The sequence below is a fragment of the Fibrobacter sp. UWB15 genome (genome assembly GCF_900177705.1).
GTDB lineage: Bacteria > Fibrobacterota > Fibrobacteria > Fibrobacterales > Fibrobacteraceae > Fibrobacter.
On record NZ_FXBA01000007.1, the window covers coordinates 23258 to 36355 of the forward strand.

The window sequence follows — 13098 nt, forward strand, 5'->3', positions numbered from 1 at the left end:
TTATTTAATTGCTTTCTTCAAAACTTCCAAATTTGATTGCATCATGCTCAGATAGTCCACGCCAGATTGCATCTGCGCATCCGTCACCGACTGCATCGAATTCAGCGTCAGCACAGGCGTTTCCTTTGACTTCTTGCTGGCGTCAAGAATCGCACGGGCAATTTTTCCGTTGCTTCCGTCAATCGTGAAAATCGCGGGGAGCGCAAGCGAATCCATCTTGCTCGCCAAGAAGGCTACCGTCTCGAAGCTCGCTTCGCTTTCGGCGGAACAGCCAACAAACGCGGCAAAATACTTAATGCCGTAATCATCCACCAGATAGCGAAACGGAAAACGGTCGCCAAACAAAATGGTCTTGAAATGGGCATTGTCTGTTGCTGCGCGGTACTGGGCGTCCAGGGCGCTAATCTTTGCGATGTAAAGGCCCGCATTCATGTGGTATTCCGTAGCGTGCGCCGTGTCTACTTTCGAGAGGGCTTTGGCAAGGTTCATCACCAGCAGTTCTGCGTTCTTCAGCGAGAGCCAAATGTGTTCGTCGTTCTCGGCTTCTTCGCCGTGTTCGTGGTTCTCTTCTGCGATTTCTTTCGTCTCTTCCTGCATGCCTTCCACGACTTCTTCTTCCTTGACGCGGTCGCCCAAAGCTTCCATCAGGTTCACTTGTACGCGGCCATCCTTCGGCGTTGCTTTCAGCGCTTTCTCGATCCATTCATCCGATTCACCGCCTACGTATACCACCATGTCGGCGCTTGCGATCGCTGCGATGTCCTGTGCCGAGGGCTTGTAGCTGTGCAAGTCGGTGCCGTTCTTGATAAGCAGATTCAGGTTCACGGAATCCAGGCGGCTTCCGAGGATGTTTTTCAGCCAGTCGTACTGCGGATAGATGGTCGCGACAATTGAAACCTTCTTCTGTGCAGGCGCTTTTTCGTTCGATTCCGCACTGCAGGCGACAAACGTCAAGGTTGCCGCCAAAACAAACATTGCAAATGCTGCAAATTTCTTCATAATAAGTCCTTTGCCCAATCGGGCCAAAATTTGAATTGAAGCTTTATTGTTCGTGGCACTTGCCGTGCCCAGTGCGCCAATCAATTCAGTAAAAGGACTTTCTGCGATACAAGCGTCGTCGGCCGCGGAGCTGCGAATCTAAAGCAAACTAATTTGAAATAGAAGAACCGTAAAGCGAGTTCAAACGGCGCCACCACCAGTTCCATGCAAACCGAAATCAGTTCCAGGCAATGGTGAATGTGGTGGCACACGTGGCAGTGTTCGCCGTGGCAGTGGTGCTCCAAGTGCCTCGCGACGTAGAGCGAAGCGAGTGCCACGAGCAATTTGTTCATCAGGGCGTTAATCATGACGCCTCCGCGAACAACCGGAGCAGCGCCCAAGCAACACGGACTGTTGCTGGTCCAGTTCGAATCCGCTGCGTTGCACCGAAAGCTGCAACACCTTGAGGGCGGGGCCTTCCAGGTGAAAAAACTTGCCACATTCCTTGCACACGAGGTGCATCTTTTCTTCGCATTGGCCTGGGCCCGTGTAGCGGTAGCGCAACTCGTTATTGTCGTCGGCCCCGACAATCTGCACGATTCCCGCCTTTTCCATACGGGACAGGTTCCTGTATATAGTACTCAGTGAAACTTCGGGCAAACTTTTGGCAATTTCGGACGCCTTGAAAATCCGGTCGGGATTTTCGGCCATGTAATCCATGATCATCTGTCGGGTCTGAGTTTTGTATTCCATTTTCAACGCCAAAATTGCGAACGATTCGCAAATATAGTAAAATTGCGAATGATTTGCAATTTACGGGTTGGCAAAAGCCCAAATTCCTTTTTTTGGGGGATTTTGCCCCATTTTGACTTTTTTGTGACCATTGTCACAATCGATTTGGATAAAACATCCACGGCATTTTTGCCTTTGGTATATGTTTCTTTACCTGCAAAGTCTATTTTATTATTGTAAATATACGGGTAAAAAATTATGGTTACGTTTTCTGACATATCGGATTACCGCGACTTCTTGAAGGAGTACTACGACCGTAGAAAGGCCGAAATGCCGTTCTACTCGTACCGTATGATGGGGGACAAGCTGGGGTTGGATTCCAGCTACCTTTATCGCGTGTTGCAGAAAAAGCAGCACCTTCCGGCTCATGCACTCCCTGCCGCGAAAGAAATCCTGGATTTGTCCGGCCGTGAGGCCGAATACTTTGACCTGCTCTTCTCCGCCGCAGTAACCAAGGACAAGAGCAAGCGCGAAGAACTGATGGCGAAAGCTCTCGATCTCCGCGATGTGGATCGTCACAGCCTGCAGGCTGCCGAGCTCAAGCTGCTTGAGAACTGGTGGATTCCTGCTGTGCGCGCCTACCTCGAACTGAACGGTGGCGTGGTTAACGTAAAGCAGATTTCCAGGGACCTGTGCCCTCCGATTACCGAGACCCAAGCTCAGGAAGCAATCGACACCTTGCTGGAAGTCGGCCTGGTGAAGAAGATGGCTTCTGGTAAATTGGCGGTTACAGACGCCCATTTGACGGCGGGTGGCCCCGAAAAGAAGCTTGCCGTGCGCCATTTCCAGAAAGAAGTACTCTCTTTGGCTAGTGATGCGCTTGACAATATTCCTGTTGACGAAAGAAATATTTCTACTCTTACATTGTCCGTGGACCAGTCCTGCTTTGATGACTTGGGTGATATGCTTAGGGAATTTAGGCGCTTGGTCCAAAAGAGGGTGGACAGCGCCAAGAACCCGGATCGGGTAATGCAGCTTTCAATGGCTTTTTATCCGATTGCGCGTAAGGGCGGAGTCCGTACTGTTGATTCTGTGGAGGGCGACAAAAGGGAGTCCAAATGAAGAAATGGGTGTGGCATATAGGTTTTGCAGCAGCTGTGGGCGCGCTTGTTGCGGCGTGCACTAGCGGCGAGACGAACGGCGCGGGTACTTCGCTTGAAACGGAGAACTCTGTTGCTGTCGTGCTTGCGGTGCAGAAGAGTGATGGCACTCCTGCGGCCCGTACCAAGGTTTTTGTGCGTCCGTCCGAATTCTTGGCTGGCGCAAACAATATGGCTTATAGCGAAGATCTCGACGGACTGGAATCGCCGGTTGTCGCGTCTGATTCCTCTGTGGGCGTCTTGAATATGGAAACGGACGACCAGGGCCAGTTGAACCTCCCGAGACTTAGACCTGGTTCTTATACAATCGAAGCCCGTCGCGAATCCGCCAAGGCTCTTGCCCGCGTGATGGTGACTGACAGTTCCCGCGATTCTGTTTCAATCAAGGTGGAAAACGCTGGCTCCATTACGGGGCAGGTTTACTTGCCTGATAACGAAACTTCTGTGACGGTGGGCATCAAGGGACTCGATTACTTTGTTGAAACTGACTCTGCCGGTAACTTTGAATTCACTAGCGTTCCGAAGGGCGTCTTGAATGTGGTGGGCTTTGTGTTCCGCACTTACAAGACTCTCGATATGAACGGTGAATCTTCTACCATCAGTAACTTCATGACTGTGGGTAGCCGCAATACGAAGGTGGAATCTGACAAGACTTCCGAGAATGTGTTGATCGGCCAGAAGATCGTGATTGTTCAGGATACAACGCCTAAGGAAGATACCACAAGCAAGTATCCCGAGGTGCTCTTCGCCGACTTCGAAGACAGTACTTATGGCTGGTACACCTCGTTCTCCCGCTATGCCGATGCCAATCTCGATGCCGAAAAAGATGTGAATGGCCGTAAAGGCATGGTAGCCCACTTCGTGTACCAGAATGATTCCAATGCCAACTGGGCCTTGATGGGCCGTGACTTGTACGGCATGAAGGACCTTAGTGAACTTGATTCCGTGGTGTTCTGGGCTCGTGCAGGCCTCAGTGATTCTTCCCAGTGGATCAGCGTCTCGTTCGATGTGCTTCTCGATTCTATCGCTCTCGATACCACGGGCTACGAAAACGGTAAGGCTTGGGTGCACTTGGAACTTGATACGGCCTGGCAGCGTTTTGTGGTGACTCCGAAGGACTTGATTGAACCCGATGAACACAATATCGGTGGCAACATCGGTTGGGATGCCGTCAAGGATCACGTGACGAACCTGAACTTCTTCGGCGGTGGAGTTACGCAGGGGACTCCTTACGAAATGTGGGTCGACGACATCATGATTTACGGTGTCAAGGACCTGGAATAGTTTTCATCTAAAAATGTTGCATTAGGTGCAATGACGAGCATTATGGCGGGCTTCGGCCCGCCATTTCTGTTTTATGCTTATGGACAATGTGTCAATGGAAATAGGCTTTGGGAGCGTTTTTTTTGTGCTTTTTTAGGGTAATTTTTGAGTTAAGAAGGTTTGGTTGTGTTTTTGCCTTCGAAGGAGTCCTCATGGATTACAGAAAAGTATGGGAATTGAAAAGCCTGAAAAAGGCTGCGTGCTTAGTTGCCGGACTTGCCGCGTTTGGCTTGGCCGACAACCCGATTTCAAGTTATCACTACCTGGCTGACCCGGGCGCTGCCGCCGATGACACCTATTTCTACGTCATTACCGACTCTGACGACCCGGCGGCAGCTAATGCCAACGGCTACAACATCAAGGCCCTCTACGGTTTCCGCACCAAGGACATGAAGAACTGGACCGACTTCGGTATCATTTACGATGCCCGCAAGGTGGACGGTATCGGCGATATTTGGGCATCTGGCATTGCGGTGAACCCCAACGATCACAGGCTTTACATCGTGTTCCCCGATGGCGGTGGTGGCGGCATTGGCCTCATCGGCGCCGACAGCATTGCCGGCCCCTGGACAAACCCCGTTTCAGGCAACAAGAAGCTCATCAACAACTGGGGTGGCGGTATTTCGGACTGCGATGGCATCGGCTGGTGCTTTGACCCGGCAATCTTCTTCGATGACGACGGTACGGGCTACTTCACGTTCGGTGGCGGTAGCAGCGATAGCCGCCCGGCGAACAACAACAACAACGACATCTTCAACATTTACAAGTTGAACAAGGATATGAAGGGCTTCGATGTGAGTTCCAAGACCCACCTGAAGATCGGTGGCCCGAAGGCGATGGAAGCTTCTTACATCCACAAGTACAAAGGCAATTACTATCTCTCTTATAGTACGGCCGATTTGCGCATTGCCTACGGCATGTCCAAGAACCCCATGGGCCCTTATGAATACAAGGGTATCTTCATGGGGAACCCAAACATTGGCGGCCAGAACATCAATGCGAACAACAACAACCACCATGGCATTGCCGAATTCAAGGGCCATTGGTATGTGGCATACCATGACCGCCGCATTGCAAACGGTTACGATGGCCTAGAAAAAATTCCGGCCGAAGACGGTAGGGCTAATCCGAATCCGGCTTACCACCGCAGCGTGAGCGTGGATGAATTCACCTACGCAGCCGACGGTTCCATGAACTCGTTGACCTTCACGAAGGAAGGCCCGAAGCAAATCGAAAACTTTGATCCGTACGACTGGTACCCGGCTCTCACGAGCTCTAAGCAGAAGGGCATCCGTAGCCGTTCCAACTGGAGCCCGGGCAAGGTCGCTGAGCACCTGTTGCTCCCGCTTTCCACGAAGGAATCCTGGATTCGCGTGTCGGGAGTTGACTTCGGTACGGCAGCCACTGGCTTTACCGTGCAGGCAGCAAGCACTGCCGACGGCAACAAGATTGAAATCCATACCGGTTCTGCAAGCGGTACCTTGGCGGGCACATGTACGCTTAAGAATACCGGCAACAAGTCTACCTTTGCTGAAACCAAGTGTGAAGTGGAAGGCCTGAAGGGTGTCGTGGAATCCTTGTTCCTCGTGTTCAAGGGCTCGCAGGATTCGACCATGGCAATCAAGGCTTGGGGCTTCGAAGGAAGCGGCTCTACTCCGCCGACTCCTCAGACTCCTTATGGCGACAAGGCCGTGACGATTCCGGCCAAGATCGAAGCCGAAAACTATGACGTTCCGGGCACGGGCCGCGGTGATGAAGCGCAATCCTATAGCGACAACGAGTCCGAAAACCAGGGCGATGCCGAATTCCGTACCGACTTGGGAGTCGATATCGTGCTCGGTGGTACCGGCAAGGCTATTGGTTACACCGCTGCTGGTGAATGGCTGGAATACTCGATCGTGGTTCCAGAAGATGGCGAATACGCTTTGAAGGCATCGGCTTCTACCGGTATGGAAAACGGCGCAAGCTTCTGCCTGCTTGTCGATGGCAAGGTCGTGGGCGATACCGTGAAGGTTCCGCAGACTGGCGAAGACTGGAGCGTCTACGAAGAATTCGATGCCGGTAAGGCGACCCTGACCAAGGGCGAACACATTGTCCGACTGGTGATTACCGGCGACAACGTGAACGTGGACTGGTTCTCGATTGGCGAAGTGACCACGGGGATCCAGCAGGAAGCCAAGCTGAATGTTGCCTCTGTCTCGACTTACGATGTGTTTGACCTGAGCGGCAAGAAGATTGCAAGCTTTACGGCCCGCAACATGATCGAAGCCACTAAGATGTGGCGCGATGGTTCCGTGAAGGGGTCTGAAAAGGCCCGCGGCGTGAACCTGCTCCGTAACCGCTCCAGCGGCATGGTGACCAAAATTCGCACCGCGAAGTAAAGATTTATAAATAAACCATTGACAAAAAGTCAAAGAAAAGTGTCCTCCGGGGCACTTTTTTTTTGTGCTTTTGAAGATAATTTTAAAGATAGAAGGTGTGGTGTTTTACCTTCAGAGGAGTCCCTTTATGGATGTTTGGAATGTTAAAGGCCTGAAGAAGGCCGCGTGTTTGATTGTGGGCTTGGCGGCTTTCGGCCTTGCCGACAACCCGATTTCGACTTACCATTACTTGGCAGACCCGGGTGCTGCCGCAGATGATGAGTACTTCTATATCATCACGGACTCCGATGACCCGGCTCCGTACAATTCTAACGGTTACAAGATTTACGCCCTTTATGCATTCCGCAGTAGGGATATGCAGAACTGGACCGACTTCGGCATTATTTACGATGCCCGTAAGGTGAGCGGCATTAACGACATTTGGGCTTCTGGCATTGCCGTGCATAACGGTACGTTCTACATCGTGTTCCCCGATGGCGGTGGCGGCGGTATTGGCTACATCAAGGCTCCTGCAATTGAAGGCCCCTGGACAAACGCCGTGGGCCAGGGCAAGGATAAGCTGGTGGGCGGTCGCGGCATTATCGGCTGCGATGGCGTTTCGTGGTGCTTTGACCCGGGTATCTTTATCGATGACGACGGAACCACCTACGTTACATGGGGCGGCGGCGAAAGCAACAGCCGTCCGAACACCGATAACTTCGATATCGTCAAGCTGAACGATGCGAAAAATGCTCCGGTGGGTAACGGCAGCCACGTGAAGGTGAACAACTTGCCGACCCGCAAGATGCTTGAAGCCTCTTACATCCACAAGCACAAGGGCAATTACTACTTCTCTTACAGTACCGGCTGGCAGCAGGGTGCACCGACGATCGACTACGGTATGTCCAACAACGTAATGGGCCCTTACACCTGGAAGGGCACCATTCTCGGCGACCCGAGCATGAACGGCCGCAGCATCAACGGCAACAACAACCACCATGGTATCGCCGAATTCAAGGGCCACTCTTATGTTGTCTATCATGACCGCCGTATTGCCAAGGGCCATAACGGCCTGGAAATTATTCCGGCCGATGACGGTCAGCCGAAACCGAACGAAGGCTATCACCGTAGCGTTTCCGTAGACGAAATGTTCTACAACGCCGACGGTACAATTAAGCAGGTGGTTTGCACCAACGAAGGTCCGGAACAGATTGAGAACTTCGATCCGTACGATTGGTATCCGGCTCTCACGAGTTCCAAGCAGAAGGGCATTCGCAGCCGCTCCAACTTTGTGCAAGGCAAGGCTGCCGAACATGTGCTGCTTCCGCTTTCGACCAAGGAATCTTGGCTGCGCGTTTCGGGTGTTGACTTCGGTACTGCAGCGACGGCCTTCAAGGTTGAAGCCGCAAGCGCTGGCGACGGCAACAAGATTGAAATCCGCACGGGTTCTGCAACGGGTACGCTCGCAGGCACTTGTAACCTCAAGAATACTGGCAGTAAGAATACTTATGCCGAAACCACTTGCGAAGTGGAAGGACTCAAGGGCATTGTAAAGCAGCTGTTCTTGGTGTTCAAGGGCGCTCAGGATTCTACCATGGCTGTTAAGGCCTGGGGCTTCGAAGGCAGTGGCTCTACTCCTCCCACACCGCAGTCTCCGTTTGGCGGCAAGGCTTGGGAAATTCCGGGCAAGATTGAAGTCGAAAACTTCGATGAACCGGGTGTCGGCCGCGGCAGCGAAATCAAGTCTTACAGTGAAAACGATTCTGAAGACCATGGCATTGAAAATGGTGGCGAAAGCTACCGCGAAGGTACCGGCGTCGATATTTACAAGAAGGCGACCGGTTACGTGGTGGGCTACAACCAGTCTGGCGAATGGCTCGAATACACTGTGAACGTGAAGGAAGATGGCGATTACACCATGTACGCTTCTGTCGCAACGGATAATTCTACCGCCGGATTCACGCTGTCTATCGATGACAACAAGATTGCCGATGTTGCAGTCTCTGGTTCCAGCTGGGGTGACTTTGCCAATGTAAAAGCCAATGTGTCTCTGAAGGCTGGCGAACATATCCTGCGCATGACGGTAACGGGCGACTGGTTCGACATTGACTACATCAACTTCGTTGCAGGCAAGGACGCTCCGGAAACACCGACGGGTCTTGCAGGTAACGTGATGCTGAATGTGGCCAAGGAATCGACGTTTGACGTGTTCAATTTGAATGGCAAGAAGGTGGCAAGCTTTACTGCCCGCAACATGGCCGAAGCATCCAAACTCTGGCAGAGTGGTTCCATTCAGGGTAGCGAAAAGGCTCAGGGAATTAGCCTGATTCGCAACCGCACAAACGGCGCAATGGCTAAGGTGCGTACAACCAAATAAGTTTCCCATAAACACATCCAACCAGGAGGACACCCCCGAATGGGGGTGCCCTTCCTTCCGGAAAAAAACGCTTGATTTTGAAATTACGAGAATGTATTTTAATATCGGGAGTTGTGTTAAAAAGGAGTATAAGATGACAATCCAAAAAATTGCAAAGAGTGTGGGCCTTGCCTTTGGAGTGGTTGGCCTTTGGAGTTCGGCTATGGCCTCGACGGTCAATGTCGACGTAACGGAAGAACATCAGGTCATTCGCGGTTTTGGCGGTATGGTGCATAACCAGTGGCAGGGCGGTGGCGGCCTTTCCGAAGCTGATGCCAAGATTGCCTTTGGTACGGGCGACGGAACGCTTGGCCTAAATACGCTGCGTATTCCGGTGTACGCAAATTCCAGTGATTTTAACAAGGAAGTTCAGGCCGCAAAGTATGCCAAAAAGTACGCCGGCGACGACTTTATTCTGTATGCGACTCCGTGGACATCTCCGTATGCGGGCGCAAACCAGCACATGTCTTCTTCGAACTACCAGAAGTATGTGGATCACCTGAACAGCTTTAACGATTACATGAAGAACCAGGGCGTTCCCCTGTACGCCATCTCCATCAGTAACGAACCGGACTGGTGCGGTGAATGGGCTTGCTGGAGCGCAGACGAAATCTACAACTTCACCAAGGGCTACGCCGATAAAATGCGCAAGAATGGTGTGAAGGTGATTTCGACGGAATCGTTCCGCTACGACAAGAATCTTTACAACAAGGTCTTGAACGATGCCAATGCCCTCAAGAACTGGGACATTCTCGGTGCGCACTTCTACGCCAGCGACAGAAGGACCGGGGACAACTTCTTCCAGTATTCTTTGGCTGACCAGAAGGGTGTGGAACGCTGGATGACGGAACACTACACCGAAAGCCAGGGCAGCGGTAACTACTGGCGCACGATTACGAATACGGGCGACCAGGCAAACGCCAACAAGCGCGATACCGTGAACGCCATGGATGTGGCTTACGAAATCCACCGCGCCATGGTCGTGGGCAACTTCAATCAGTACACCTGGTGGTACATCCGTCGTTGCTATGGCCTGATCATGGAAAAGGACTTTGGCAACAAGCTTCAGATTCCGAGCAACGAAATCGGCAAGATTTCTAAGCGCGGTTACGTGATGAGCCAGTTCGCCCGATTCATCCGCCCGGGTGCTGTGCGCGTGGGTGCTACGGCAAATCCCGAGAAGGAAGTTTTTGCCAGTGCTTACAAGAGTTCCGAAGGCGACTCCGTGATCGTGGTGCTCGTGAACCGCGATTACAAGAACAGCAAGACTGTGACGGTGAACGTGAAGGGCGCCGATGTGGAAACATTCCATGTGTACACCACGAGCGAAGCAAAGAATGCCAAGTACGAAGGCGAAGTCGAAGTCAAGAATGGCTCTGTAACCATTACGATGGATGCGGGCAATTCTGGTAACAAGGACTGCATCGTGACGCTCGTGGGCGTGGGGACTCCGGCAGAACCAGTACCGCGCGAACCGTTCGGTGGCAAGGCTGTGGAACTCCCGGGTAAGATCGAAGCAGAAAACTTTGACGTTCCGGGTACCGGCAAGGAAAACAAGACCTATTACGATTCCGATTCCGAAAACCATGCCTGTACCGACGAAGACAAGACGGCCGAATGCTCCAAGGTTCGTGAAGATACGGGCGTCGATATTTACAAGAAGTCCTCTGGTGCTGTCGTGGTGGGCCATAACCAGGCTGGCGAATGGCTCGAATATACCGTGAATGTGAAGGAAGCCGGCGAATACAACATGACCGCTTCTGTTGCGACGGCCAATTCGGATCCGGGCTTTACGCTTTCGATTGATGGCAAATCCCTTGCCGAGGTTCCGGTTTCCGGTTCCAGCTGGGATGAATTTAAGGATGTCACGGCCAAGGTGACGCTCCCGGCAGGCGAACACATTCTCCGCCTCGAAGTGACGACCTCCTGGTTCGATATTGATTACCTCAAGTTCGAAAAGCCGTGCGACGATTGCAATACGGGTATTGCCGATGCTCGCCTGAACATGCCGACCGAAACCGAAAGCTACCGCATTTTCGATATGAACGGAAGCTATCTCGGTGTGGTTTCTGCAACGGGCATGCCGGAACTCCGTGCCAATGCGGCTAGCCTCGTGAAGCGCGGTGGCGCCTACCTGGCCAAGTCCATGAATGGCCGCACCAAACTCATTCAGGTGACGAAATAGGCTTTTTTGACGGTTTTAAGATTTGAATGTTGAAACCCGCCTTTTTAGGCGGGTTTCTTGTTTATTTTTCATTACCTTTTGTTGACTATTTATCCATAAGTTTTGGCTTTTTTCGCGCGATTTTGGCGTTTTTTGAGGGTAATTTTAGAGTATTGCATAAGGAGTGTGTTATGGACCTTAAAAAAGTCTCTGAATTTTTGACCCCGGCCCTGTGGCTTGTCGGCGGGCTCATGATGCTTGCGTCGCTTGCCAGTGCGGCGCCGAACCCCAATTTCCATATTTATATCGCTTACGGCCAGTCGAATATGGCCGGTAACGGCGATATCGTCCCTTCCGAAGACCAGGACAAGTACAAGGAAAAGTTTCTGATGCTCGCCTCGCATAACGCAAACGCGAGCCAGCGCAGCGGCAAGACGAATCAGTCTATCAAGACGGGCGAATGGTACACCGCGATTCCCCCGATGTTCCACCCCTTCGAAAACCTTTCTCCGGCGGACTACTTCGGCCGCGCTATGGTGGATTCCCTGCCGGGCGTAACCGTGGGCATTATCCCGGTCGCTATCGGTGCGGTGAGCATCCGCGCCTTCGACAAGGACCAGTACGAAAGCTATTTCAAGGGCGACGGCAAGGACATCATGAGCTGGGGCTGGCCCAAGGATTACGACAACAATCCTCCGGGACGCATTCTGGAACTCGCCAAGAAGGCTAAGGAAGTGGGCGTCATCAAGGGCTTCATCTTCCACCAGGGCGAAAGTGACGGCACTGATGCTAACTGGCGCAAGACCGTTTACAAGACCTACAAGGACGTGATTGATGCGCTTGGCTTGGACGAAAATGAAGTGCCGTTTGTGGCGGGCGAACTGCTGCAGGAAGGCAACAACTGCTGCTCTAGCAAGAACGGCGGCATTGCGCAACTCAAGCAGAATTTTAAGAAGTTCGGGCTTGCCTCTTCCAAGGGCTTGCAGGGTAACGGCAAGGACCCGTACCACTTTGGGCGCGCAGGCGTGATTGAACTCGGCAAGCGCTACTGCTCAGAGATGCTCAAACTTATTGACAAGACGATTGATCCGGATGCTCCGCCGGTAAACCTGGTGGACCCGAGCCAGTCTACGGTTCCTGACGAACCGCCCGAGGAATATGGCCCCTACACCGACCCGATTGAAATCCCGGGCAAGGTGCAGGCTGAGAACTACAACAAGGGCGGTGCCGACAAGGCTTATTACGATTTGAGCAAGGGCAACGAAGGCGGCAAGCTTCGTAAGGACGATGTGGATATTTATCAGCCGAACATGGGCATTGTCGTGGGCCACTGCCAGAAGGGCGAATGGCTCAAGTACACCGTGAACGTGGCCGCCGACGGCGAATACGAAATTTCTGCCAACGTGGCGGGCGAGAACGGAACCGGTAGCTTGACGCTTTATATGGATGACCAGCCTATCGGTACCGAGATGGCCAATGCCGGAAACGGCTTTGATTCGTTCGAAGTTGTAAGCGGCGGCAAGGCTAGCCTGAAGGCGGGCGAACACGAACTGAAACTCGAAATCACGAACGACTGGATAGACATTGACTATGTTGAATTCAAGGCCGCCAAGAATGACGAACCTCCGAGCAAGATTGGTGCAATTCACTTGAACATGACCGAAGCCGAAAGCAATTTTAACCTGTTCGATATGCAGGGCAAGCATGTGGCTAGCTTCAATGCCTCTGGCATGGATGCTGCAGTCCGCATGGTCAAGGGCGGTGTCAAGGGTATCCGTCAGGGAGTGTATTTGGTTCGCTCTGCAAGCAAGATGGGCATCAAACAAAAGGTGGTGACTTATGAAAAGTAATGAAATTACAATTATCAAGCAGATTGCGTTTTTCTCGGTAGTCGCGGTCGTGCTCGGATTCCTTTACGGTTAGGACTTAAATTCTCTCTCTCTTTGTTTTGCACCCCTGAATAAG

The 13098-nt window shown here is 52.3% G+C and carries 10 protein-coding genes; 6 read left to right on the forward strand and 4 right to left on the reverse strand.

What is annotated here, in order from left to right; genetic code table 11:
* The 4 genes from B9Y58_RS10470 to B9Y58_RS14415 all read right to left on the reverse strand — a co-directional run bounded on the left by B9Y58_RS10470 (position 1) and on the right by B9Y58_RS14415 (position 1988).
* On the reverse strand, positions 1-999 hold the full coding sequence (locus tag B9Y58_RS10470; RefSeq protein WP_073056489.1) for a metal ABC transporter substrate-binding protein: 999 nt from the start codon (positions 997-999) through the stop codon (positions 1-3).
* A gap of 80 nt (positions 1000-1079) precedes the next feature.
* Positions 1080-1346, reverse strand: coding sequence for a hypothetical protein (locus B9Y58_RS14410; RefSeq protein ID WP_143154687.1), 267 nt, complete (start codon positions 1344-1346; stop codon positions 1080-1082).
* A complete protein-coding gene (locus B9Y58_RS10475) occupies positions 1339-1731 on the reverse strand; it encodes a Fur family transcriptional regulator (RefSeq protein WP_073056447.1) in 393 nt (130 codons plus the stop codon). Before B9Y58_RS10475 ends, B9Y58_RS14410 begins: the two co-directional genes overlap by 8 nt.
* Before the next feature lie 2 nt (positions 1732-1733).
* A complete protein-coding gene (locus B9Y58_RS14415; RefSeq protein ID WP_143154686.1) occupies positions 1734-1988 on the reverse strand; it encodes a hypothetical protein in 255 nt (84 codons plus the stop codon).
* Between B9Y58_RS14415 and B9Y58_RS10480 the strand changes: the two genes are divergently transcribed.
* The 6 genes from B9Y58_RS10480 (at position 1969) to B9Y58_RS10505 (ending at position 12983) form a co-directional block, all read left to right on the forward strand.
* On the forward strand, positions 1969-2832 hold the full coding sequence (locus B9Y58_RS10480) for a DUF4423 domain-containing protein (protein WP_073056445.1): 864 nt from the start codon (positions 1969-1971) through the stop codon (positions 2830-2832). The two genes, B9Y58_RS14415 and B9Y58_RS10480, sit on opposite strands and share 20 nt — an antisense overlap.
* On the forward strand, positions 2829-4154 hold the full coding sequence (locus B9Y58_RS10485) for a hypothetical protein (RefSeq protein ID WP_073056444.1): 1326 nt from the start codon (positions 2829-2831) through the stop codon (positions 4152-4154). The genes B9Y58_RS10480 and B9Y58_RS10485 overlap by 4 nt, the downstream gene beginning before the upstream one ends.
* A 191-nt stretch (positions 4155-4345) precedes the next feature.
* Entirely contained in the window at positions 4346-6574 is a 2229-nt protein-coding gene (locus B9Y58_RS10490) for a carbohydrate-binding protein (RefSeq protein WP_233247929.1), read from the forward strand.
* Positions 6575-6701: 127 nt separating this feature from the next.
* Positions 6702-8930: a carbohydrate-binding protein gene (locus B9Y58_RS10495; RefSeq protein ID WP_073056443.1), complete on the forward strand. Its 2229-nt coding sequence runs from the start codon at positions 6702-6704 to the stop codon at positions 8928-8930.
* 133 nt (positions 8931-9063) lie between these two features.
* Complete coding sequence (locus tag B9Y58_RS10500) at positions 9064-11154, forward strand: carbohydrate-binding protein (protein ID WP_073056442.1); 2091 nt, start codon at positions 9064-9066, stop codon at positions 11152-11154.
* 170 nt (positions 11155-11324) lie between these two features.
* Positions 11325-12983: a sialate O-acetylesterase gene (locus B9Y58_RS10505; protein ID WP_073056441.1), complete on the forward strand. Its 1659-nt coding sequence runs from the start codon at positions 11325-11327 to the stop codon at positions 12981-12983.
* Positions 12984-13098: the final 115 nt, after the last annotated feature.

Coding starts and splice junctions, on each gene's coding strand:
- B9Y58_RS10470 (WP_073056489.1), bottom strand. CDS start 999: ATGAAGAAATTTGCAGCATTTGCAATGTTTGTTTTGGCGGCAACCTTG.
- B9Y58_RS14410 (WP_143154687.1), bottom strand. CDS start 1,346: ATGATTAACGCCCTGATGAACAAATTGCTCGTGGCACTCGCTTCGCTC.
- B9Y58_RS10475 (WP_073056447.1), bottom strand. CDS start 1,731: ATGGAATACAAAACTCAGACCCGACAGATGATCATGGATTACATGGCC.
- B9Y58_RS10480 (WP_073056445.1), top strand. CDS start 1,969: ATGGTTACGTTTTCTGACATATCGGATTACCGCGACTTCTTGAAGGAG.
- B9Y58_RS14415 (WP_143154686.1), bottom strand. CDS start 1,988: ATGTCAGAAAACGTAACCATAATTTTTTACCCGTATATTTACAATAAT.
- B9Y58_RS10485 (WP_073056444.1), top strand. CDS start 2,829: ATGAAGAAATGGGTGTGGCATATAGGTTTTGCAGCAGCTGTGGGCGCG.
- B9Y58_RS10490 (WP_233247929.1), top strand. CDS start 4,346: ATGGATTACAGAAAAGTATGGGAATTGAAAAGCCTGAAAAAGGCTGCG.
- B9Y58_RS10495 (WP_073056443.1), top strand. CDS start 6,702: ATGGATGTTTGGAATGTTAAAGGCCTGAAGAAGGCCGCGTGTTTGATT.
- B9Y58_RS10500 (WP_073056442.1), top strand. CDS start 9,064: ATGACAATCCAAAAAATTGCAAAGAGTGTGGGCCTTGCCTTTGGAGTG.
- B9Y58_RS10505 (WP_073056441.1), top strand. CDS start 11,325: ATGGACCTTAAAAAAGTCTCTGAATTTTTGACCCCGGCCCTGTGGCTT.